Source organism: Nonlabens sp. Asnod3-A02, assembly GCF_045063755.1.
Classification (GTDB): Bacteria; Bacteroidota; Bacteroidia; order Flavobacteriales; family Flavobacteriaceae; genus Nonlabens; species Nonlabens xylanidelens.
Genome location: NZ_JBEFOC010000008.1, coordinates 58,114 through 81,238, shown reverse-complemented (window position 1 = coordinate 81,238; position 23,125 = coordinate 58,114). Strand labels below are relative to the sequence as shown.

The window sequence follows — 23,125 nt, the reverse complement described above, 5'->3', positions numbered from 1 at the left end:
TCATGAAAATAGCCATTATAGGAACTGGTAATTTAGGCCGCTCCATCGCAAAGGGATTGATTCATAATAATGCAATCACCACATTGTATTTAACTAAAAGAAATCTAGAAGATCTAGAGTTTTTTCAAGATTATTCTGGCGTGTTTTTAACTGCAGATAATGAAGAAGCAATCAAGAAATCTGACATTATCATTTTTGCGGTACAGCCAGCACATTTTACTGATATTCTAGAAACAACTAAAGATTTATTTAATGAGAACCATGTGTTGATATCGACGATAACTGGTTTTACCGTTGATAAAATAGAGGCAATTGTAGGTTCAGATCAGCATGTGATTAGAGCAATGCCCAATACAGCGATCGCGGTTGGTAAATCGATGACCTGTCTGTGTCATAATGAAAAAGGGACTCGTAGAATAAAAGTAGCTCAGGCTATTTTTAATCGTTTGGGAACCACACTAGTTATTCCAGAAACACAAATGCAAGCTGCAACCGTGGTATGTGCTAGTGGAATAGCTTTCTGGATGCGATTAATAAGAGCGAGTACACAAGCCGCGATTCAGTTAGGTTTTGACGCTAGCGAGGCACAATTATTAGCAATGCATACTGCCGAAGGTGCAGCAAGTTTATTGATAACAACAGGCAATCACCCAGAACAAGAGATCGATAAAGTTACCACGCCCAAAGGTTGCACCATAGAAGGTTTAAACGAGATGGAACATAAAGGATTGAGCAGTTCGCTTATTCAAGGAATGATAGCTTCTTTTCAAAAAATTAATACGATTAAAGAAAAACAGATATGAGTTTATTTGATGTTTATCCACTTTTTGATGTGACGCCAGTGCGTGCACAAGATGTTTATGTTTATGATCATAATGATGTCGAGTATCTAGATTTATATGGTGGTCATGCTGTTATTTCTATAGGTCATTCTCATCCAGAATATGTAAATAATATAAGTGAACAGGTTTCTGAAATAGGCTTTTACAGTAATGCGGTTCAAAACCCATTGCAAGAAGCGCTTGCTCATAAATTAGTTGACTTTTCTGGTTGTAAAGACTACCAACTATTCATGTGTAATTCTGGCGCAGAGGCAAATGAAAACGCATTAAAACTAGCTTCTTTTCATAATGGAAAGCATAAAGTAATCGCTTTTAAAAATGGTTTTCATGGTCGTACATCTGCAGCGGTGGCGGCTACAGATAATGCAAAAATTATCGCACCATTAAATGCACAACAAGAAGTAGAAATTATTGAATTAGGAGATCTGGAAGCTGTACAAAAAGCACTAGATAAGAATAATGTTTGCGCGGTAATTGTAGAATGTATTCAAGGAGTAGGTGGTCTAGATGAAGATACTACTGTATTTTATCAAGGTTTACAAGCTTTATGTCGTCAGTACAATACTTCTTTTATTGCAGATGAGGTGCAATCTGGTTTTGGTAGAACTGGTGATTTTTTTGCATTTCAAAAACATGGACTAGAACCAGATATTATTTCAATGGCAAAAGGAATGGGAAATGGGTTTCCTGTAGGTGGTATTTTGATCCATCCACAAATTAAGGCTTCTTATGGATTGCTGGGTACGACTTTTGGCGGTAATCACCTAGCATGTACCGCAGTTTCTACGGTGCTAGATGTTATAGAAAAGGAGCAATTAATGGATAATGCAAAAGCAGTATTTGCTCACTTTTTAAAAAGAGCTAAAGAATTGCCGCAGGTTAAAAATGTAAAAGGACGCGGATTAATGTTAGGACTAGAATTTGATTTTCCTATTGCGACAATAAGAAAGAACATTCTTTTTAATCATCACATTTTTACTGGTAGTGCAAAGAATCCTAACGTGATAAGAATTTTGCCGCCATTAACGATTAAAGAATCTCATATCGATTTATTCTTTGACGCTTTAAAAGCTGAATTATGAAGAAATACACTGAACTTAAAGATATAAAAGACCTCTCTCAACTAGTAGATGAGGCAATTGCAATAAAACAAACACCATATGATTTTCAACATCTAGGTAAAAATAAAACTCTAGTGATGTTGTTTTTTAATGCGAGTTTAAGAACGCGATTAAGCACAGAAAAAGCAGCAAGGAATCTAGGGTTAGAAGTGCAAATATTAAATGTGAATGATTCTTGGAAACTAGAATTTGATGATGGAACGGTGATGAATGCAGGCACTTCTGAACATGTAAAAGAAGCTGCTCAGGTCATTTCTCAATATGCAGATGTGATTGCGGTAAGAGCTTTTCCTTCTTTAGTTGATAAAGAAAAGGACGCTCAAGAAGTAGTCCTGAATAGTTTTATAAAATATGCATCAGTACCTGTGGTAAATATGGAAAGTGCAACAGCTCATCCTCTACAGGCCCTTGCAGATGTTATTACTCTGGAAGAATTGAAAACCAAGAAAAAACCCAAAGTCGTTATTTCTTGGGCGCCACATCCCAAAGCATTGCCGCAAGCGGTGACAAACTCATTTATTGAAGTCATGCAAATGGCAAACGTAGATCTTACGATTACGCATCCGCAGGGATATGAATTATCTGATGCGATTGTAAAAGATACACCGGTGATTTATGATCAGGAAAAAGCTTTGAAAGAAGCCGACTTTGTCTATGTGAAAAACTGGAGCAGTTATACTGATTATGGTAAGGTTTTAAGTCAAGACGCGAGCTGGATGATGACTCAGGGAAAACTAGGTAAAGCAAAATTTATGCACTGTCTTCCTGTAAGAAGAAATGTTGTGGTAGAAGATGCTGTGCTAGATAGTGAGAATTCTATCGTCATCCACCAGGCTAATAATAGAACCTATGCAGCTCAAGTAGTTTTAAAAAATATTTTAGAAAACATAGAATAATGGAACAGCTTAAAGTTATAAAAATAGGTGGACACATTATCAATGACCAGCAAGCACTAGATGATTTCTTAACCACATTTAGTGCAATAAAAGGGCTGAAAGTTCTTATTCATGGAGGTGGAAAAGTAGCTACAGAATTAGCTCATAAAATGAATCTTGAGGTAAAAATGATCGATGGTCGTCGCATCACCGATTCAGAAACACTGGACATTGCCACTATGGTTTATGCTGGTAAAGTAAATAAAACCATTGTAGCAAAGTTACAAGCTAAGAAGTGTAATACTATAGGATTTACAGGAGCTGATGGGAATACTATTTTGTCTAAAAAACGAGATGTAGAAGAGGTAGATTTTGGTTATGTAGGAGATGTTGTAAAAGTAGATACAGAGATTGTTGAGGTGTTGCTTTCGCGAAAGCGTACTCCAGTATTTTGCGCCATAACGCACGACGGACATGGTCAATTATTAAATACAAATGCAGATACTCTAGCGGCTGAACTTGCTATTGCACTAGCCAAAAACTATGAAACAGAACTGTATTACTGTTTTGAGAAAAAAGGAGTTTTACAAAATATTACAGATGAAGATTCTGTAATTAAGAATATCAATTTAGAAAATTATCAAGATTTAAAATCTCAAGGAGTCATAGCCGACGGAATGCTGCCTAAAATGCAAAATTGTTTTCATGCTATTCAAAATGGTGTAAAAAAAGTATGTGTAGGATTGCCAGATATGCTTCAAAATTCAAACAGTTTATTCACTACAATATCGAACTAATGAAACATCAAGATTTAAAAAAAGAGGCTCTAGAATTGTTGAAAAAAATGATTGAAACACAATCGTTTTCTAGTGAAGAAGAAGGAACTGCTCTACTGATAGAATCATGGTTTAATAATCATGAAATTCCATTTAAAAGAGACCATCATAATATATGGGCGACTAATAAATATTTTGAAAAAGGGAAACCTACGTTATTATTAAACTCACATCACGATACGGTACAACCTAATAAAGCCTACACAAAAGATCCATTTAAGGCAGTAGTTGAAGATGGTAAATTATACGGTCTAGGCAGTAATGACGCAGGTGGTTGTCTGGTTTCTTTAATCGCTACGTTTACTCATTTTTATAACCAAAAAGATTTAAAATATAACCTAGTCATAGTCGCTAGCGCCGAAGAGGAAAGTAGCGGCCCAAATGGTTTAAATAGTATGCTAGATATCATACCACATATAGATGTTGCTATTGTAGGCGAGCCTACTTTAATGAATCTAGCAGTCGCAGAAAAAGGATTGGTCGTTTTTGATGCCAAAGTAAAAGGGACGCCAGGACACGCGGCTCACCCCAATGATAATAATTCGATTTATAATTCTATAGAGGTTTTAAAATGGTTTCAAGATTTTAAGTTTGACAAATCATCTGAGGCATTAGGTGATGTAAAAATGACGGTAACGCAAATTAAAGCTGGCGTGCAACATAATGCTGTGCCGTCAGAGGTAGAACTGGTCATTGATGTAAGAGTCAATGATAAATACAGCAATCAAGAGATCGCAGAAATGCTGAAAGAACAGTCGCCTTGTGATGAAATTATTGCACGAGGTTTGCGATTAAATTCTTCTTCTATTCCTGTAGAACATGAGTTGGTGCAAGCAGGAATAGCGATGGGAAGAGCCACTTATGGATCACCTACTTTATCAGATCAGGCGTGTTTAAGTTGTCCTTCTTTAAAATTAGGACCTGGCGATAGTACGAGATCTCACAGCGCAGATGAATTTATATATCTAGAAGAGATTGAAGAAGGCATCGATATATACATCAATTTATTAACGAGTATTTTTTAAAGATAGAATTATGAAACTTTGGGATAAAGGAATTGCAATAGATAAAAAAATGGAACAATTTACAGTAGGTAATGATCGCGAGATTGATCTACATATAGCTCCTTATGATGTAATAGCATCTCGTGCACATGCTAGAATGCTCGCAAAGATTAATATCATTTCTAGCGAAGAATTAAAACAATTAGAATCTGGACTGGATGCCATTGCTCTACAAATAGAAGAAGGTACTTTTATTATTGATGATCAGTTTGAAGATGTACATTCTAAAATTGAGCACGAACTGACCCTACAACTGGGAGAAGTAGGGAAGAAGATTCACACCGCAAGATCTAGAAATGATCAAGTTCTAGTGGCGTTACAATTGTATTATAAAGAGGCACTGGGACAAACGAGAACTAGTATAAAGACATTGTTTGATACATTATTAGATTTAGCCGACACACATAAAAATCAATTGTTGCCAGGTTACACTCATTTACAGGTGGCGATGCCATCATCATTTGGTTTGTGGTTCTCTTCTTATGCAGAGTTGCTAGTGGATGATGTGTATGTTCTAGACGCTACGATGCGTATTGTAGATCAAAATCCGTTAGGAAGTGCTGCAGGTTATGGAAGTTCTTTTCCTATCGATAGAGAATTCACTACCCAAGAAATGGGTTTTGCAGCGTTAAAGTATAATGTAGTTGCTGCACAACTCACTAGAGGTAAAAATGAACGAAGTATAGCTGCTTCTTTATCAAACGTGGCTAATACACTTTCTAGATTTGCGATGGACATCTGTTTGTATATGAGTCAGAATTTTGGGTTTATAAGTTTTCCAGATGAGTTAACGACAGGTAGTAGCATCATGCCGCATAAAAAGAATCCAGATGTCTTTGAATTGATACGTGGTAAGTGCAATAAAATACAAGCTTTACAAACAGAAATGCTATTGATAACAAACAATTTACCTAGTGGTTATCACAGAGATTTTCAATTGCTCAAAGAGAATGTGATCGCTTCTTTTATAGAATTAAATGATATTCTAGAAATCTTTAATTACTCTATAGAGAAGATTATAGTAAAGGAAGTTGACCTTAATGATGAGAAATATCAATATCTATTTACTGTAGATAATATCAATAACCTAGTGGTAGATGGAACATCTTTCAGAGAAGCGTATAAAACGATAGGTGAGCAGGTGGAGAATGGAACGTATGTTCCAGATACATCAAAACACCATACTCATATAGGTAGTATTCATAATCTAGGATTAGATCAAATAAGAAATAAATTTCCTGATTAATTCTTAAAGACAAAGAGGTATAGCATTTCTCTACACCTCTTTGTTTTATTTTATATAATCGTGCTTTGGCCTAAATGTATATTTTTAAAGTTTGCATTAGAATCATGCGGATTCATAATGAAATCTGCAATGAAGTCTCCTACTTTATTAGTTGTAATGTTGTTATAAGTAGAGTTTAAATCTGGAGTAGTAATGTTAAGTTCTAGAGAACGATTTACAGCAGTTTTAATCATTTCTGATTCACTGTATAATCCAAAGTGCTCTAATAACATTGCGGCACTAAGTATAGAAGCTAATGGGTTAGGGTTCTTATAATCAGCAACATCTACATGATTATGAATTGTTGGGGTAAAAAAAGATTGCTTGTGCCCTATGTAACTAGTGGATTGTAAGCTGGTGGAGCCAGTCAAAACACTAGACTGTTGAATCAATACATTACTGATTATACGTTCTGTTAAAACGACATCAAATAAGTTAGGAGTTAATAGGAGTTGAGTAACAGCGTTTTCTAAATTAGTGATGTTAAATTCTATTTCAGGATACTGTAAAGATAAATTGCCAGCTACTTCACTCCATAAAGCAGATACTTGTGATGTACTAGATTTATTTATAAGTGTTACTTTTTTACCTCTAGTTTGCGCGGCTTTAAATGCTTTTTCTGCAACAAGTTCTATCTCTTGGCGAGTATTTTCATTTGAGTCAAAGGCATAGTTGTTATTCTTAGAAGCATGTTTTTCACTTAACTGATTGCTTAAATTCAATTCGTTAAAAAATAAAATGTTTGTTCCCGATATAACTTCCTTCTTAAGAGGAGAATTTACTGTCAAAGAATGGTAGCTCTTCACAATGGTGGAGCTTGCGTATACGTTTAATTGTGCACTAAGCGTGTTACTTTGTAAAAACGAATCATTACTAGCTAAAATAGCATCACTACTTTTACATAAATCAATGACTTCATTTGAAGAAGAATTTTTACTATTTAAGTCTGCAATTTTGATTATAAATTGATGATCAAATTCTAATGCAATAGCTTTTAATACTTTGATCGATTGGGTAGTTATTTCTGGACCGATTCCATTCTTGGGTATAACTGCTATATTTAATCTCATTTTCTCTACTTATTTATATGAAATCAATAGATTATTACCCCTATTAAAATATTGATTTCAGGACTTGCTTTTATTTTAAAGCTGATATTATTTCTTTATTGTATTACTAAGTTATATTTTGGACTATTCTAACTAATCGTTTAATTGAATATTTTACGATGTTCAACAATTTTTTTAGTTGTTTAAAACATTGAATTAAAGTTAGTTAGTTTAATAAATTAGTTGATGACAAAGGATCAAAAAGATGGACTATTTACACTGGTTAAGTCATTAACTAAGTCAGAAAAGCGTCAGTTTAAATTATATGTAGGGAGACTAGATGTAAATGCCGATTCAAAATTTTTGAATCTGTTTATGCATCTAGATAAAGCTGCTAGTTACAATGAAAAGCAAATCTTAAAATCTACTGACATTCAAAAAAGACAATTAGCTAATGTAAAAACACATCTTTACAAGCAAATTTTAATAAGTCTTAAGACAAATCCTGCCCATCAAAATATAAGGTCTCAAATAAGAGAACAATTAGATTTTGCCTCTATTCTATACCATAAAGGATTATATAAACAAAGCTTAAAAATACTAGACAAAGCAAAAGAACTAGCGGTTGCTCACGAAGAGAAGAATCTCGCTTATGAAATAGTAGAGTTAGAAAAGATTATAGAATCACAATACATTACTAGAAGTATAAGTACTCGTACAGCGCAACTTACTACTCAAGCTAGAGAACTGAGTAATTCTAATATAATAGCAAGCCAGCTTTCTAACCTTTCTTTACAAATGTATACCGAGTTTATCAAAACAGGTTGTGTAAAGGACAAAGAAGAAAGTGAGAAGGTAACCGCTTATTTTCACGATCATTTACCTACGTATGAGTTTGAGGAATTAGGATTTAGAGAAAAACTATGGTTGTATAAAGCCTATTTGTGGTATAGTTTTTTAATGCAAGACTTTTTGAATTGTTATAAATATTCATCAAAATGGGTCGATTTATTCTATCAGGATAAAAAGATGATAGTTCTTAATCCTGTGTTTTTCATTAAAGGAAATCACTATTTACTAGAATCACTTTTTTTCTTAAAAGAAAAAGAAAAATATCAATCTACTTTAGATCAATTAGAGAAAACTTTAATAGGCAAGAGTTTTCCTAAAAATGAGAATCTAGAAGCGCTCAGTTTTTTATATATCAATCTCAATAAAATTAGTCAGTACTTCATAGACGGTAGTTTTAAAGATGGATTACCATTAATATCAAACGTAGAACAAGACCTATTAGGATTTAAAGACCGTCTCGATGAGCATCACCAAATGGTGTTTTACTACAAATTTGCTAGTATGCATTTTGGGGCTGGAAATTATTCAGAAACTATTTTTTACCTAGATAAAATTATCAATAATAAAACACTTACCATGCGAGAAGACTTATTGTGTTTTTCTCGTATTTTAAGTCTTATTGCTCATTATGAAGCAGGACAAGATGAGCATCTTGAAACTTATTTAAGAAGTGTATATAAATTCTTAATTAAGATGAACGATCTGTATGAAGTTCAAAAAGAAATGATCAAATTTATACGTGGTTTACAAGATATTTACCCTCATGATTTGAAAAAAGCCTTCCAGGATTTGCTTCTTAAACTTAAAAATTATGAAAATCACCCTTATGAGAGGCGTGCCTTTTTATATTTAGATGTTATTTCTTGGTTAGAAAGTAAGGTTTTGAATATTCCTATAGATCAGGTTGTTAGAGGTAAATATCTAGCTAAAAACAATATTTAAACCCATTACCCTACTAGTTCAATAGGATAATAATTTGTTAAAAATTTGGAATTAACAGATAGTTTTATGAATCTTTACACTCACGTTCATAACCATACTGAAATTATCAAGAAAGGACGAGGGAACAGACCCATCGACTCCTTAGCAACCCTTTATTTATGTCGACAATAAATAGAGAAGGTGCTACATTCTGCTCACAACTTTGTGAGACGAGATGATCAAACACATAGTAGGTTATACTACCACAAGTTTCTTTTTTGATTTTACTTTTTGATTCAGTTCAAAGAGCAAATCTATATTTCTAATTGGTTTTGAGCATAACTCAATTTTTAATTTTTAAAGAAACAATTATGTCTCAAAAATTTTCAACAAACGCACTTCATGCAGGTCATGATTTTAAAAACAACGGTGGTACAAGAGCAGTGCCTTTGTATCAATCTACTAGTTATGTCTTTAACAACAGTGATCATGCAGCAAACCTTTTTTCACTAGCAGAGCCAGGTTTTATTTACACTAGAATTAATAACCCTACAGTAGATGTTCTAGAACAACGTCTAGCAGCACTAGAAGGTGGAATAGCAGCCGTTGCAACGGCTTCTGGAACTAGCGCTATTTCTACAACATTGCTTACCTTATTGAGAGCAGGAGATCACATTGTAGCTAGTAACTCGCTTTATGGAGGTACTTATAACTTGCTTTCTGTGACCTTGCCTCGTTTAGGCATAACAACCACGTTTGTGAACCCTAATGATAAAGATGCTTTTACTAATTCAGTACAAGAAAATACTCGTGCCATATTTGTAGAATCGCTAGGAAATCCTAAATTAGATGTACTAGATCTTAAAAAAATAAGCGCGCAATCAAGAGAGGCTCGTGTACCGCTTATCGTAGATAATACGGTAGCTACCCCATATTTACTCAACCCTATTGAACATGGAGCTAACATTGTGATCCACTCGCTTACTAAATACATAAACGGTAATGGTACTGCTCTAGGTGGTATTATAGTAGACGCAGGTACCTTCGACTGGACTAACGGTAAATTTCCAGAATTTACAGAGCCTAGTGCTGGTTATCACGGTCTAGTTTATAGCGAGGCGCTAGAAGCAGCAGCCTTTATTGCCAAAGTACGTATAGAAGGTTTAAGAGATCTAGGTGGCGCTATCTCACCTTTTAATGCATGGCAAATTATTCAAGGACTAGAAACATTACCACTTAGAATAGAAAAGCACTCTAAAAATGCGCTAGAATTAGCAACCTGGTTACAAAGTAGAGAAGAAGTAGAATGGGTTAATTATCCAGGTCTAGAAACTAGTAACTACCATAATCTAGCAAAAGAATATTTACCAAAAGGTCAAAGTGGTGTAGTTACATTCGGTCTTAAAGGCGGTTATGAAAGCGCTAAGAATGTAGTGGATAACACAAAACTTTTCTCATTGCTAGCAAACATAGGTGATAGTAAATCCCTTATAATTCATCCTGCAAGTACAACACACCAACAGTTAAGTGATGAGGAGCAAATAAGTAGTGGTGCTACTAAAGATCTAATTAGACTTTCTGTAGGTCTAGAAGATGTCTCTGATTTAACTGCAGATCTTGAAGAGGTCTTTGCTACTATAGATAAAAAAGTTCTTGCATAAATGGCTCACAAGCTAAAATATATCGAGCTTCCTGATTTTCAATTAAGATCAGGAAAGGTGCAAGATATTAGTGTTTCCTATCAGATTTTTGGGCGTGCTTTACATACCGCGCCCATCATTCTGATTAACCATGCACTTACAGGAAATTCTTCTGTAACGCAATGGTGGAAAGAGCTGGTAGGTGATGGTAGAGTCATAGATACGACTCAATTTACCATTATCGCCTTTGACATACCTGGTAATGGTTATGACGGTAACATCGATCATTTAATTTTTAATTATCAGGACTGGACATTGTATGATGTGGGTTCCGCTTTCGCGAAAGCGTTACACATATTAGACATTTCCTTTATAGATTTAGGAATAGGTGGTAGTATAGGTGGTACAATATTATGGGAAATGCTAGCGCAACAACCAGAATTATTCGGTACCATAGTACCTATCGCTGCAGACTGGAAAGCGACAGACTGGATTATAGCATGTTGCCACATACAAGAAAATATACTCGCGACTTCTACAAAGCCAGTAGAGCTAGCAAGACAACATGCGATGACATTCTATAGAACGCCAATAGGTTTAAATTCTAAATTTGGAAATGTAAAAGAAGAAAATTCTTTTAAGGTTCAAAAATGGTTGGACTACCATGGAGTAGAATTAAAAAAGAGGTTTTCCTTACCGGCCTATAGGCTGCTCAATAGATTATTATCTAGTGCACAAGCCAGTAAAGATAACCAGATAGCGCCTACGATTGCAGCTTCTCAAACAGCCATAGAGCTAGTTGCAATAGATAGCGATGGACTATTTATAGCCCATGAAGATAGAAAGACGTACCATTTATTAAAGCGAGATCGAGATATTAATTATCACGAGATCACTTCCATTCATGGGCACGATGCTTTTTTAATAGAACATGATCAGGTACAAGAAATTCTATGTCAGATTATAGAAAGTCGTTTACCTAAAACATCAAAATCGATTTGTAATAAAATCAGATTGCTTGAAACAATTTAGTGATCTATCCAAAACTCACAAATGAAACAAATACATTTATATATATTCGGAATAGGGAATGTAGGCAGTACGTTGATTAATCAAGTACTGCAATCACATTCCTTTTTTAAAAACAAACATAATTTAGACCTTAAAATTATAGGTCTTGCAAATTCAAAGAGAGTACTAATTGACCCAAATGGGATAACACAAAAATGGAAAGAAGATTTCAGCTCTATCTCTATAGTTAGAGAAAGTGATAGTTTTTATAAAGTTGCAAACCTTTATGACGTTACTAAAATAGCAATAGATGCCACCGCAAGTAAAGAGGTGTCTCAGCATTATCCTGAATTATTAGATCATAATTTTAATATTATAACAGCAAATAAAATTGCAAACACCTTATCGCAGTCTTTTTATGATGTCATACGCACAGCTCTTAAAAATAAGGGATTGCAGTTTGAGTACGAGACTAATGTAGGAGCAGGTTTACCTATCATTAATGCGGTAAGAGATCTCTATAATAGCGGTGAGCAATTGTTTGCTATTAATGGTGTTTTTTCAGGATCATTAAGTTACATTTTTAACCGTTTCAGTGAAGAAAACAAACCGTTTTCTGAAATAGTAATCGATGCATTAAAAGATGGTTATACAGAGCCCGACCCTAGAGAAGATCTATCAGGTAATGATGTGGCTAGAAAACTATTAGTACTTGCTCGAGAAGCAGGATTAAAACTAGAATTTGACGATATAGAAATCGATAATTTAGTTATTCCTTCTTTGAGAACAGCGTCACTTAATCAGTTTCTAGACCAAGTGACTTTATTAGATGAGGTGTTGCAGGAGAAGAAAGATGCCCTCGCTAGCGATCAAGTATTGCGACATCTAGGCGAGTTAGATGTGGTTAATGGAGTACTTAAAGTATCGCTTAAAGCTGTACCTAAAAGTAGTCCAGCTGGGCAGTTAAAAGGTAGTGATGGCTTCTTTGAAATTTATTCAGAAAGCTATGCGTCACATCCGCTGGTGATAAAAGGTGCTGGTGCTGGTAGAGAGGTAACAGCTAGAGGTTTACTGTCAGATATTATAAAGGTGAGTAAAACGTGTAAAGAGGTTTTAGTGGCTGGATAAGTAAGAATAAGAAAGTTGTTTTATCTCAAAAAATTAACAAACTAACATGTATATTTATATCTTTATTAGTTAAAACTATAAGGTAAAATGAAACTATATCTTTTTTTATGTATTAGTATTATTTCATTTTGGAGTTATTCACAAGGATATCCAGATCAATGGCCAACATCAGTTGGCACGATGGATTTTAGTCGAGGTGAGGGAGAGTTTCTCCCTCATATTAGTCCACCTGCGATTGCTACAGTTGATGCAATGGCAAATGGTAGATCATTGCTTACTGGTACAACTTCTACCTATACTGTTAATTCCAATCCTTATTTGATAGACCCATTTAAGGAACGTAATATTGTAAATTTATTTACAGAGGGAATTGCTACTTCTATTCCTACCCACAATACGCAGAGTCTTTTAATTGTTCCTCATCCTGAGTCCATTTATAAGTATTACCTAATCGGTAATAATTATGGAACTTATCCAATATATGATTTGATCATTTGTGAATTTGATTTCAGGTTAAATTCTGGAGCTGGTGGAATAGTAAATGGTAGTATAAGAAGAATTGAACAAGAAGTTTTCCCGAGAAATATGATGGGTTACTTCAACAAAGAAGATGGTTCTTATTGGATAATAATCCAGCGTAATGATTCAACTGATTTTCTAAGTTATAAAATTGATTCTAATGGTTTTAATCCAACACCAGTGGTCAGTTCAGTAGCGTATAACTCCTTTTCAACAGTTTATTCTGTTAATGTTAATTTAAACTCTGGAACAGGTAAAGCTGTTGTATCGCCAGATGGAAGTAAGATAGCTATTGTTAATGCTATTAATAAAGGGATATTGCATCTGTATGATTTTGATTCAACCACAGGTGTAATTTCAAATAATCAAAATATAGGTAGAGAATTAGTTGATGAAGAACGATACACAAATGCTGCTTTTTCTGGAGATTCTTCTAAGTTATATGTTCTTACCCAGGATCGGTCTCAACCAGGTTATAACGCAGGACATGGTATACAATTTTCTAATTTAAGGAGTAAAGTATTTCAATATGATTTATCACTTTCTAATATTAGTCAGATAATAGCTAGTGAAACTCAAATATCTAATGATGTTGGGCCAGATAATTACTTCGCACGCTATAACAGTTTATTTCTAGCAGTTGATGGTCGTATTTATGTACCTGGTGGTACATGGCTAGCTAGAGTTGATAATCCTAATCTATTAGGTTTAACTTCTAACTTTATTGATAACTATCAAAATAATACTTCTGATTTTAATTATGGCCAACCTATTCGCGCTAATTTTATAACAAATACTATAGTAGAATATATAGAAGTAGGTGATCAGTGTCTAGGGAGTCTGACAAATTTTAGTCTTACTGAAAATGTTACTCAAGTGTCATGGGACTTTAATGACCCAGCAAGTGGTGTAAATAATACAAGTACTTCCTTAACACCTAATCATCAATTTACAGCTGCTGGAAAGTACAGGGTAGTGGCAACAGCTATCGTAAATGGATTACAAAAAGAATTTGTACGTTACATAAGAATATTTGATCCACCATTACTTAGTAGTCCTATAGATCCTTTTACGGGATGTGATTATGATGGTAATGGAATAGCATCATTTGATTTAAATAGATTGACACCACTGGTCTCTAGATTATATAAAGGTGAGAAACTTTCATTTTACGCTACGCAAACAGATGCTTTGAACCGTACTAATGAAATTGATACTAATATTTCTTTTGTTAATCAAACCCCATATTCACAAAGTCTATTTTTAGTTGTAGATAATCGATATGGATGTAGTAGTACTATTGAGTTATCATTAATAACAAAAGAATACAGTCCTATTCCTAATGATTTCATTTTAGACATTACCGTATGTGTTGATCAAGGAAGTAATGGCTCTGTTGTTGACTTAACGGTAATCGAGTCTGAGGTAGCTAATTATTATGCGAATACAAATAACTTTATTTTTAATTATTATGAAAATAGACAAGATGCCATTTTACAAAGAAATTCAATTAATTTACCATCGGCTTATGAGTTCAATTCTACTAATAGTCAATCCATTATTGTCTCTATTATTCACCCAGATACTTATTGTGATTTAATAGCGGTACCTCTCATAGGATTAAATACTATAGAAGTAACGGTAGAAGAATTATCTGATGTTTACGAGTTGTGCAGTGGTGATACTTTAAACTTAGAAGTAGATGACTCTTATCTTTCTTATTCTTGGTCTAATGGTTCAACAACTTATCAATCACAATTTAGTTCTTATGGCATGCACAGTCTAACAGTAGAAAAATTAATTAGTGGAGCAATTTGTTCTTCTACTTTTAATTTTGAAATAGTTCCTACTTCACCGCCAGTGATAGATGATATTATTATAGATTCAGTAAATAAATCTGTTACTGTGCAGATGGCTTCTATTGGTGATTTTGTTTATACCATACCTAACGTGGCCAGTCAGTCTTCAAATGTTTTTCAAAACTTAGAATATGGGGAGTATGAGATTTCAGTTCATGAAATACCAGACTGCGGTACAGTTACTAAGACTTTTAACCTAATAGGTTACCCTAGATTTTTTACTCCTAATCAGGATGGTTTTAATGATACTTGGAATATTTTAGGAAGCAAGTCTAATGAGGTTTACATAACATCGATATTTGATAGGTATGGTAAACTTTTAAGCCAAGTTGAAAGTGATGAGATAGGTTGGGATGGTACGTTTAATGGTAGTCCTATGCCTGGTAGTGATTACTGGTTTAAAACGGTAAAAAACAACGTCGTTGTTTTTCAAGGTCATTTTGCATTAAAGAGATAGGGATTAGATTTTTTTATTTAGAGAATTGAATATGGTTCAATTAATTTATAAGTTTCTTTGAAATTTATTCAGAAAGCTATGCGTCACATCCGCTGGTGATAAAAGGTGCTGGTGCTGGAAGAGAAGTAACAGCTAGAGGTTTACTGTCAGATATTATAAAGGTGAGTAAAACGTGTAAAGAGGTTTTAGTGGCTGGATAAGTACTTATGATTTTTTGGATACATGTTCCGCTTTCGCGAAAGCGGAACATGTATCATAATTTATTGAGCAATACTAAATGTAAAGGTGGTGTTTTTACCTAGTACGGAGTCTACTGAAATTTCTCCTCCTAATTTTTCTACGAGCTGCTTTACGGTGGAAAGCCCTATTCCATGTCCTTTCTGTCCCTCACGATCGTATTCTCCTACAGTAGAAAATAAATCAAAAATGGTTTCTAATTTATCCTCAGGTATGCCACGACCGTTATCCTTAATTTTGAAAATATAATGACTATCATCTAGAGTGATGCTTAAATCTATAACGGTTTCTTCTTTGTCGTTATACTTAATACTATTACCTATTAAATTCAGGAATATTTGTTCAAGTGCCACACGATTGCAGTGAATAGTATGATTCACTTCTGGCAGGTGAATGTCGCAATGGTGTTTGATGTTAATTAATTCAATTATGTTTTCTAATAAGTCATTTACATCAAAGCTTTTACGGTCATCTACATTGTAAGAAGAGCTCTCGTAATGAGCAAGAATATTTGTAATATAATCGCTTAGTGATAAAGAAGATTTTTTGAGATAACTAAGGTATTCTCTACCTGAATCATCTAAAATACTTGAGTATTTTTTATTTAAAATATCAGAAGTCACAATAAGATTTGCCAGTGGCATTTTCATATCATGCGATACGGTACCTGCAAAATCTTTTAAAAGATCATTGTGTTTTTTTAAATGAGATCTAGATACTTTAAGTTCTGTGTTAAGTACATGTAGTTTTAGAAGTTCTTGAACCTGTTGAGCTAGGTTAAGTAAGCCTTTTCTTTGTTTATTACTCAGTTTTTTAGGCTTGTTATCTAGTACACAAAGAGTTCCTAACGCAAATCCTGTCTGGTCCAGTATAGGTACACCTGCATAAAATATTACAGGATTATCCTTATCATGCACAAGTGGATTATTTTTAAATCTAGGGTCTTCTAGAGCATTAGGGATTTCCATCAACTCACTAGGGTTATGGATAGCATGTGCACAAAAACTGACCTCTCGTGGTGTTTCACAAACAGCCATGCCTAAATTAGATTTAAACCACTGTCTATTCTCGTCTACCAGAGAAATTACCGCGTTACGAGTGCCACATATATAGGACGCTAGTTCAGTGATGTTATCATATTGTTGTTCTGGTAAAGAATCTAAAATGTTAAGGCTTTCTAATGCTTTTATTCTAGCTTTTTCATTAAGTGGCAAGGGTGCTGCAATCATAAAGTGAAATTCGTGGTTTTTGCAGTTCTATGTTTGATGTAAAACTCATTCAAAGTTAAGGGTTAAGATTGGTGTTTAGGTTAAGTAGATCGGTATTTTCGATAACATGATGTTTTGGAAATTATTTATATTCAGTTGTTTACATGAGTATTGGTGATTTTTTTCTTGTAAGAAAAAAATATAATTTGTTTTATTTTCAGTTCTAATTAAGTCATTAACTAAAACAATGTTTTAAGAATCAGTGGTTTTTCAATAATTTATAAAATTTAATTTGTAGGAAAAAATATACAATACACTAATTTATTACATCTGTTTTTACATGAGTAACTAGTCATATGATCAATAATCATTCATGCCGTTTATCGATTAATTTTAATTGATTTGAGTGTGTTACTTTAACTTTTGTTCTTTTTATTGGTTTTATTGCTTGTCTTTTTTGAGCTGTTTTAATTTAATTAGCAACAATCTACCGGTAGTTAATAGCTATGAGTTTATCTTATTCTTGATCTTTTATTTAAGATAAGAGCTATAAGTATTTTGGCTATGAAACAGTTAGAGCTTGTGTAATCTATTGTTTCAAAGAATTTTATATTGATTTAATTACTTGTTTCATGATGATGAATGAAAATCTAATACCTCTTACTATATAATTACTGGTTAGAACTACTATATGTAGTTGTTAGATGATTAGATAATACTATTGTATTAATGTAGATCGGTTTTGATAAAAGAAACGTTTCTATCTGTTAACGTAGAATCTAAGAATGTATTAAATTTGAGAATGCTATCTAGAAAAACAAAATACGGTATAAAAGCGCTCACTTATCTTGCTAGACAAGAAGATCAGGTGCCTACTTCTATTGCTACTATTGCAGAGTCAGAAAAAATCCCACACAAGTTTCTTGAGGCTATTCTTTTAGAACTGCGTAAGAACAGTATACTGGGTAGTCGCAAAGGAAAAGGTGGTGGTTATTATCTCATGCAATTACCAGAGAAAATAAGAATGTCAACGGTACATCGCATTTTAGAAGGTCCTATTGCTATGTTACCATGTGTAAGCCTTAATTTTTATGAAAAATGTGATGACTGTGTGGATGAAGATGCCTGTTCAGTTAATAAATTAATGATTCAGGTAAGAGATAATACGCTTGCTATTTTAGAAAATCAAACACTCAATGATTTGATCTAGATAGCCTATAATCATTGAAATAATCAGTTTTGTGTGACAGGATTATCATATCCTCAAAATTTAATTAGCAAAATATTAATACGATATTATCCTATAAGGCTTGTAGGGTTTAAAAATTGTTATATATTTGCAGTGTTAAGTTTTAACAATAGTTTTGGATAGGTCACACAACGCGAGTAGCTTACAATATTAAGATGGGCTGTTTTCTTATTATAACTGCTCGCGGCTGGCCGTTCAAAAACAATTACTCTCCATCTTCTTAGATGGATTTTTTGTTTCTACTAGTTTCTAATTTTCTACACTATATCAAAAGATTGAAAATCACTACAAATATTTATTTAAATAAATACTCTACTAACCCCATAGGGTAAATATTTTATTCTTTAATTTTGCATTTTAAATAGAAGTTCCTTTGATTTTAGATAGAATTTATAAACCTGATTTTTTTGATAATGAAAAATCTAGTGATCCCAACTGGAAAATTGCATTATGGAAAACAATAAGTTGGCGTGTCATAGGTACATTAGATACCATAATGATATCGTGGTTACTTACTTCTAAAATAGATATAGCACTTACTATAGGAGGTATAGAGGTTTTTAGTAAAATGGTTTTATACTTTATTCATGAACGTCTATGGGATAAAATCACAAATCCAAATAATGAAAAAAATAAACAAACAGTCCGTACAAAAGTATAATGAGGCTCTCAAAAATGAGCAGCCTTTGTATAGAGTTAGCCAGGTACTAGAAGAAGCGGTGAACCCTATTATAACAACTAATTTCAGACCTTATGAAGTGGCTATTCTTCATTTGGTAACACAAGTGAAAAAAGATATACCAGTCATTTGGTGCGATACAGGTTATAATACCATTCAGACTTATAAGCATGTAGAGTATGTAAGAGAGTTACTTGATTTAAATCTCAAAATATATGTACCTAAGCAATCTGTAGCATATAGAAATGTAATTATGGGTATTCCTGAATTGGATAATCCGTCTCATGCTCTTTTTAGTGAACAAGTAAAGTTAGAACCTTTTAAACGTGCTATGAAGGAATGGAGTCCTGACGTGTGGTTTACAAATCTGAGAAAAGGACAGACTGCATTTAGAGATTCTATAGATGTGCTTTCTTATGGTGCAAATGATGTTCTTAAGGTATCTCCTTTTTATGATTATGATGATAACCAACTGGACGAATACCTAGAACAAAATAATTTAAAAAACGAATTCAAATATTATGACCCCACAAAAGTTATCGAAAATAGAGAATGTGGAATCCACAATTAACAAGCTTCTAGAACCTAATATTTTAGAGTCAGAAGCTATCTATATCATAAGAGAAGTAGTTGGTCAGTTTGAAAAGCCAGTTTTATTATTCTCTGGAGGTAAGGATAGTATCACATTAGTACATCTTGCTCATAAAGCTTTTTATCCGGCGCCTATTCCTTTTCCGTTATTGCATATTGATACAGGTCATAATTTCCCTGAGACCATTTCTTTTAGAGATGAGTTGGTAGAAAAACTAGGCCTGAAATTAATTGTTGCTCACGTACAAGATGATATAGATGCAGGTATTTCAAAAGAAGAATCTGGACGTTATGCCAGTAGGAATTTATTACAAACGGCTACTTTACTTAATGCGATTGAAAAACATGGGTTTGATGTATGTATAGGTGGTGCTCGTAGAGATGAAGAAAAAGCAAGAGCAAAAGAGCGTGTGTTTTCTGTACGCAATGAATTTGGTGAATGGGACGAGAAAAATCAAAGGCCAGAAGTTTTTGAATTACTTAATGGCACCATAGATCATGGACAGAATGTACGCGCATTTCCATTATCTAACTGGACAGAACTAGATGTGTGGAATTACATAAGATCTGAAAAAATAGGAATTCCTAGTATTTATTTTGCTCATGAACGCGAGGTTTTTATTAGAGATAGTATGATCTGGTCCGTGTCTCCACATGTTTATAAAGATGAAGATGAGGAGACTCAAAAAAGTTGGGTGCGATTTAGAACGGTAGGAGACATGAGTTGTACCGCAGCGGTATTCAGTCATGCGACAGAAATTGATGCGGTTATTAATGAAATTACAGATAGTACAATTTCAGAACGTGGCGCAAGAATAGATGATAAACGTAGTGAAGGTGCGATGGAAAAACGCAAGCAACAAGGCTATTTTTAAAAGAAAGAATTATGAAGAATGTGCTTAAAATAGCAACAGCAGGAAGTGTCGATGATGGTAAAAGTACTTTAATAGGTAGACTGCTGTATGAAACTAAATCCCTAGAAGAAGATAAATTAAAAGCGATAGAGACCAGTAGTAGAAATAAAGGTTATGATTACTTGGACTTTTCTCTGGCAACAGATGGTTTAATAGCCGAAAGAGAACAAGGTATTACTATAGATGTAGCGCATATTTATTTTTCTACAAATTTGCGTAGTTACATTATTGCAGACACTCCTGGTCACGAAGAGTACACTAGAAATATGATTACAGGAGCTAGTAATAGCGATGTTGCCATCATATTAGTAGACGCTAGAAAAGGTAAGTTGCCACAAACAGAAAGACACTTTTTAATCAATCATTTGTTACTTACTAACCATATTATTGTTGCGGTAAATAAAATGGATCTAGTTGATTATAGTGAAGAAATATTCCTAGATATAAAGAAAACCATTGAAGAACTTGCAATAGAATACCCTGATGCAAATAGAACGATACATTTTGTTCCTATATCTGCACTTAAGGGAGATAATATTATAGAGCCTTCATTAAATACCTCCTGGTATACACAGCAGTCTGTTTTAAATATATTAGAAAGTATAGAAGTTAATAATACCTTTAATACAGTTTCTTTAAATATTCAAAACGTTATCAGGCCTAAAACAGAACAGTACCATGATTTTAGAGGTTATGCCGCTACAGTGCGAGGTGGAGACCTTTCTGTAGGTGATGCAGTAGAAGTAGTCGCGTCCAGTCAGAAATCAACAATAAAAAGTATTTATCTAGCAGGAGAATCTTTTCAAACAGCTAGAGAAGAGTCGGCTGTGATAGTAGAATTAGAAAATGATATTAATGTAACTAGAGGTGATTTCTTAATAGTAGGAAGTGATAAATATGTAAAGCAAAAAAACATAGAAGCACAATTGTGCTGGATGGATCATACTGCTCTATCAGAAAGATCTACCTACCTTCTACAACAAGGTACTTCTAGAGTACGATGTAAATTAAAGATAAGTGGTGAAAAATTAATGAAGAATCACCATAATGAAACCGATACTTTAGCAATAAACGATATAGGTACAGTCACGGTAAAAACTAGTAAGGAGATTATAGGAACCTCTTATGCAACAGATAAAAACCTAGGTAGATTTATAATTATAGATGAAAAAACTAATAACACAGCGGGCGTAGGTTTCATCTTATAAATTCAATATCCGTTAATATAATCCAATTAAGAAAAATCTAAACGATTCCATGTTTAGATTTTTCTTAATCATTTGCTTAACAAGTTATTGATCACGACCTTTGCAATAGCCACATTATAGGCATACAAGTTGCTATGGAACAAGACATGATCACTACAGATATTTTAATAATAGGTGCAGGGCCTACAGGTTTATTTACCGTTTTTGAAGCAGGTTTATTAAAACTTAAATGCCATCTTATTGATGCACTAGCACAACCAGGTGGGCAGTGTTCAGAGCTGTATCCTAAAAAACCTATCTACGACATACCTGGTTTTCCAGAGGTTCTCGCTGGCGATCTTGTAGATAATTTAATGAAACAAATAGAGCCTTTTCAACCTGGTTTTACCCTAGGAGAAAGAGCTGAAGATATAGAAAAACTAGAAGACGGCACATTTATAGTCACTACTAGTAAAGGCACAAAACACCACACAAAAGTAGTTGCCATAGCCGGTGGATTAGGTTCTTTTGAACCGCGCAAACCTGCTATAGATGGAATTGAAAAGTATGAAGACAACGGTCTAGCATACATGATTAAAGATCCAGAAGTTTATAGAGATAAAAAAGTTGTTATCGCTGGTGGAGGAGACTCAGCACTAGACTGGTCTATTTTTCTAGCAGACGTAGCCTCTGAAGTGACTTTAGTACATAGAAGAGAAGAATTCCGTGGGGCGCTGGATAGTGTAGAAAAAGTTCAAGATCTCGTAGATGCTAAAAAAATAAGACTTATTACTCCTGCACAAATTCTTGATGTAAAAGGTGAGGATAAAGTAGAGTCTGTTTTATTACAACATAATGATGAGGCAAAGCGTATGGAAGTTATCGAGTGCGATGCTTTTATACCATTATTCGGTCTTGCACCTAAATTAGGACCTATCGCAAACTGGGGATTAGAGATAGAAAAAAATGCTATCAAAGTAGATAACACACTAGATTATCAAACTAATATACCTGGTATTTATGCCATAGGAGATGTAAATACATATCCAGGAAAATTAAAGCTGATTCTTTGTGGTTTTCACGAGGCTACATTAATGTGTCAAAGTGCCTACCAGCGCATCTTTCCAGATAAACGGTATGTAATGAAATACACGACTGTAGGTGGTGTAGACGGATTTGATGGTACTCGTAAAGAGGCAGAAAAAGCGGTAGTAAAAAAAATAGGTAATAAATAAATGCAAGACGTAAACATTACCATTATAGATAGAGAAGGCGTGGAGCATAAAGTTCTTGCACCTACAGACATGAACATGAATCTCATGGAAGTATGTAAATCTTATGACTTGCCAGTACAGGCGGTTTGTGGTGGTATGGCCATGTGTGCGACCTGTCAGTGTTATGTGATAAGCGATCATGATCTAGGAGAACGTAATGATGACGAGCAAGCCATGCTTTGGGAGGCTGAGAACGTAAAAGAAAACTCTCGATTAGGTTGTCAGGTACCTATTACTGAGGCTCTAGACGGATTAGTTGTAGAACTAGCTCCAGAAGCAGATTAGATTTTTGTTAATTATTCCGCTTTCGCGAAAGCGGAAACTAAA

20 protein-coding genes, 1 pseudogene and 1 riboswitch are annotated in these 23,125 nt (G+C 34.0%); of the genes and pseudogenes, 19 read left to right on the top strand and 2 right to left on the bottom strand.

The window, feature by feature from the left end; genetic code table 11:
- Window positions 1–2: 2 nt before the first annotated feature.
- Genes proC through argH form a run of 6 tightly spaced genes read left to right on the top strand, consistent with a single transcriptional unit; the run spans window position 3 to window position 5,984 of the window.
- Complete coding sequence (gene proC / locus ACJJVN_RS10350) at window positions 3–803, top strand: pyrroline-5-carboxylate reductase (RefSeq protein WP_042247998.1); 801 nt, start codon at window positions 3–5, stop codon at window positions 801–803.
- Window positions 800–1,924, top strand: coding sequence for an aminotransferase class III-fold pyridoxal phosphate-dependent enzyme (locus ACJJVN_RS10345; RefSeq protein ID WP_348021503.1), 1,125 nt, complete (start codon window positions 800–802; stop codon window positions 1,922–1,924). Before proC ends, ACJJVN_RS10345 begins: the two co-directional genes overlap by 4 nt.
- Window positions 1,921–2,859 (top strand): acetylornithine carbamoyltransferase, encoded by a 939-nt coding sequence (locus tag ACJJVN_RS10340; protein WP_405378035.1) that lies wholly within the window; start codon window positions 1,921–1,923, stop codon window positions 2,857–2,859. The genes ACJJVN_RS10345 and ACJJVN_RS10340 overlap by 4 nt, the downstream gene beginning before the upstream one ends.
- Window positions 2,859–3,635: an acetylglutamate kinase gene (gene argB, locus ACJJVN_RS10335; RefSeq protein ID WP_405378034.1), complete on the top strand. Its 777-nt coding sequence runs from the start codon at window positions 2,859–2,861 to the stop codon at window positions 3,633–3,635. The genes ACJJVN_RS10340 and argB overlap by 1 nt, the downstream gene beginning before the upstream one ends.
- A complete protein-coding gene (locus ACJJVN_RS10330; RefSeq protein WP_405378033.1) occupies window positions 3,635–4,699 on the top strand; it encodes a M20 family metallo-hydrolase in 1,065 nt (354 codons plus the stop codon). Before argB ends, ACJJVN_RS10330 begins: the two co-directional genes overlap by 1 nt.
- Before the next feature lie 10 nt (window positions 4,700–4,709).
- Complete coding sequence (argH, locus tag ACJJVN_RS10325) at window positions 4,710–5,984, top strand: argininosuccinate lyase (protein WP_405378032.1); 1,275 nt, start codon at window positions 4,710–4,712, stop codon at window positions 5,982–5,984.
- Between the two features lie 50 nt (window positions 5,985–6,034).
- On the opposite strand, the gene ACJJVN_RS10320 is transcribed toward argH, so the two are convergent.
- Window positions 6,035–7,093 (bottom strand): isocitrate/isopropylmalate family dehydrogenase, encoded by a 1,059-nt coding sequence (locus tag ACJJVN_RS10320; RefSeq protein ID WP_405378031.1) that lies wholly within the window; start codon window positions 7,091–7,093, stop codon window positions 6,035–6,037.
- A gap of 225 nt (window positions 7,094–7,318) precedes the next feature.
- On the opposite strand from ACJJVN_RS10320, the gene ACJJVN_RS10315 reads away from it, so the two are divergent.
- The 6 genes and pseudogenes from ACJJVN_RS10315 to ACJJVN_RS10290 form a co-directional block, all read left to right on the top strand.
- Window positions 7,319–8,866 (top strand): hypothetical protein, encoded by a 1,548-nt coding sequence (locus tag ACJJVN_RS10315; RefSeq protein ID WP_405378030.1) that lies wholly within the window; start codon window positions 7,319–7,321, stop codon window positions 8,864–8,866.
- 100 nt (window positions 8,867–8,966) lie between these two features.
- A riboswitch (SAM riboswitch) is annotated at window positions 8,967–9,087 on the top strand.
- 126 nt (window positions 9,088–9,213) lie between these two features.
- Window positions 9,214–10,506, top strand: coding sequence for an O-acetylhomoserine aminocarboxypropyltransferase/cysteine synthase family protein (locus tag ACJJVN_RS10310; RefSeq protein ID WP_405379248.1), 1,293 nt, complete (start codon window positions 9,214–9,216; stop codon window positions 10,504–10,506).
- Window positions 10,507–11,517: an alpha/beta fold hydrolase gene (locus ACJJVN_RS10305; protein WP_405378029.1), complete on the top strand. Its 1,011-nt coding sequence runs from the start codon at window positions 10,507–10,509 to the stop codon at window positions 11,515–11,517.
- Window positions 11,518–11,538: 21 nt separating this feature from the next.
- Window positions 11,539–12,624 carry an aspartate kinase gene (locus ACJJVN_RS10300; RefSeq protein ID WP_405378028.1) on the top strand — a complete coding sequence of 362 codons (1,086 nt, stop codon included), beginning with the start codon at window positions 11,539–11,541 and terminating at the stop codon, window positions 12,622–12,624.
- An 87-nt stretch (window positions 12,625–12,711) separates the two neighbouring features.
- Window positions 12,712–15,459 (top strand): T9SS type B sorting domain-containing protein, encoded by a 2,748-nt coding sequence (locus ACJJVN_RS10295; RefSeq protein ID WP_405378027.1) that lies wholly within the window; start codon window positions 12,712–12,714, stop codon window positions 15,457–15,459.
- A 50-nt stretch (window positions 15,460–15,509) separates the two neighbouring features.
- Window positions 15,510–15,659, top strand: a pseudogene (locus tag ACJJVN_RS10290) (hypothetical protein); the annotation flags it as partial.
- Between the two features lie 60 nt (window positions 15,660–15,719).
- On the opposite strand, the gene ACJJVN_RS10285 reads toward ACJJVN_RS10290, so the two are convergent.
- The gene (locus ACJJVN_RS10285) at window positions 15,720–16,925 is read right to left on the bottom strand and encodes an ATP-binding protein (protein ID WP_405370622.1); all 1,206 of its coding nucleotides are present in this window, start codon (window positions 16,923–16,925) and stop codon (window positions 15,720–15,722) included.
- Window positions 16,926–17,706: 781 nt separating this feature from the next.
- On the opposite strand from ACJJVN_RS10285, the gene ACJJVN_RS10280 reads away from it, so the two are divergent.
- From ACJJVN_RS10280 to ACJJVN_RS10250, 7 genes are all read left to right on the top strand, one after another.
- Window positions 17,707–18,114 (top strand): RrF2 family transcriptional regulator, encoded by a 408-nt coding sequence (locus ACJJVN_RS10280; RefSeq protein WP_405379246.1) that lies wholly within the window; start codon window positions 17,707–17,709, stop codon window positions 18,112–18,114.
- A gap of 412 nt (window positions 18,115–18,526) precedes the next feature.
- The gene (locus ACJJVN_RS10275; protein WP_405378026.1) at window positions 18,527–18,814 is read left to right on the top strand and encodes a DUF2061 domain-containing protein; all 288 of its coding nucleotides are present in this window, start codon (window positions 18,527–18,529) and stop codon (window positions 18,812–18,814) included.
- Window positions 18,777–19,403, top strand: a complete 627-nt coding sequence (locus ACJJVN_RS10270; RefSeq protein WP_405378025.1) for a phosphoadenosine phosphosulfate reductase family protein — start codon at window positions 18,777–18,779, stop codon at window positions 19,401–19,403. The genes ACJJVN_RS10275 and ACJJVN_RS10270 overlap by 38 nt, the downstream gene beginning before the upstream one ends.
- Window positions 19,354–20,298 carry a sulfate adenylyltransferase subunit CysD gene (cysD, locus tag ACJJVN_RS10265; protein ID WP_405378024.1) on the top strand — a complete coding sequence of 315 codons (945 nt, stop codon included), beginning with the start codon at window positions 19,354–19,356 and terminating at the stop codon, window positions 20,296–20,298. The genes ACJJVN_RS10270 and cysD overlap by 50 nt, the downstream gene beginning before the upstream one ends.
- 11 nt (window positions 20,299–20,309) lie before the next feature.
- Window positions 20,310–21,545, top strand: coding sequence for a sulfate adenylyltransferase subunit 1 (locus ACJJVN_RS10260; protein ID WP_405370627.1), 1,236 nt, complete (start codon window positions 20,310–20,312; stop codon window positions 21,543–21,545).
- Window positions 21,546–21,691: 146 nt separating this feature from the next.
- The gene (locus ACJJVN_RS10255; protein WP_405379244.1) at window positions 21,692–22,759 is read left to right on the top strand and encodes an NAD(P)/FAD-dependent oxidoreductase; all 1,068 of its coding nucleotides are present in this window, start codon (window positions 21,692–21,694) and stop codon (window positions 22,757–22,759) included.
- A complete protein-coding gene (locus ACJJVN_RS10250) occupies window positions 22,760–23,083 on the top strand; it encodes a 2Fe-2S iron-sulfur cluster-binding protein (protein ID WP_104513817.1) in 324 nt (107 codons plus the stop codon).
- Window positions 23,084–23,125 lie beyond the last annotated feature (42 nt).

Coding starts and splice junctions, on each gene's coding strand:
- proC (WP_042247998.1), top strand. CDS start 3: ATGAAAATAGCCATTATAGGAACTGGTAATTTAGGCCGCTCCATCGCA.
- ACJJVN_RS10345 (WP_348021503.1), top strand. CDS start 800: ATGAGTTTATTTGATGTTTATCCACTTTTTGATGTGACGCCAGTGCGT.
- ACJJVN_RS10340 (WP_405378035.1), top strand. CDS start 1,921: ATGAAGAAATACACTGAACTTAAAGATATAAAAGACCTCTCTCAACTA.
- argB (WP_405378034.1), top strand. CDS start 2,859: ATGGAACAGCTTAAAGTTATAAAAATAGGTGGACACATTATCAATGAC.
- ACJJVN_RS10330 (WP_405378033.1), top strand. CDS start 3,635: ATGAAACATCAAGATTTAAAAAAAGAGGCTCTAGAATTGTTGAAAAAA.
- argH (WP_405378032.1), top strand. CDS start 4,710: ATGAAACTTTGGGATAAAGGAATTGCAATAGATAAAAAAATGGAACAA.
- ACJJVN_RS10320 (WP_405378031.1), bottom strand. CDS start 7,093: ATGAGATTAAATATAGCAGTTATACCCAAGAATGGAATCGGTCCAGAA.
- ACJJVN_RS10315 (WP_405378030.1), top strand. CDS start 7,319: ATGACAAAGGATCAAAAAGATGGACTATTTACACTGGTTAAGTCATTA.
- ACJJVN_RS10305 (WP_405378029.1), top strand. CDS start 10,507: ATGGCTCACAAGCTAAAATATATCGAGCTTCCTGATTTTCAATTAAGA.
- ACJJVN_RS10300 (WP_405378028.1), top strand. CDS start 11,539: ATGAAACAAATACATTTATATATATTCGGAATAGGGAATGTAGGCAGT.
- ACJJVN_RS10295 (WP_405378027.1), top strand. CDS start 12,712: ATGAAACTATATCTTTTTTTATGTATTAGTATTATTTCATTTTGGAGT.
- ACJJVN_RS10285 (WP_405370622.1), bottom strand. CDS start 16,925: ATGATTGCAGCACCCTTGCCACTTAATGAAAAAGCTAGAATAAAAGCA.
- ACJJVN_RS10280 (WP_405379246.1), top strand. CDS start 17,707: ATGCTATCTAGAAAAACAAAATACGGTATAAAAGCGCTCACTTATCTT.
- ACJJVN_RS10270 (WP_405378025.1), top strand. CDS start 18,777: ATGAAAAAAATAAACAAACAGTCCGTACAAAAGTATAATGAGGCTCTC.
- cysD (WP_405378024.1), top strand. CDS start 19,354: ATGACCCCACAAAAGTTATCGAAAATAGAGAATGTGGAATCCACAATT.
- ACJJVN_RS10260 (WP_405370627.1), top strand. CDS start 20,310: ATGAAGAATGTGCTTAAAATAGCAACAGCAGGAAGTGTCGATGATGGT.
- ACJJVN_RS10255 (WP_405379244.1), top strand. CDS start 21,692: ATGATCACTACAGATATTTTAATAATAGGTGCAGGGCCTACAGGTTTA.
- ACJJVN_RS10250 (WP_104513817.1), top strand. CDS start 22,760: ATGCAAGACGTAAACATTACCATTATAGATAGAGAAGGCGTGGAGCAT.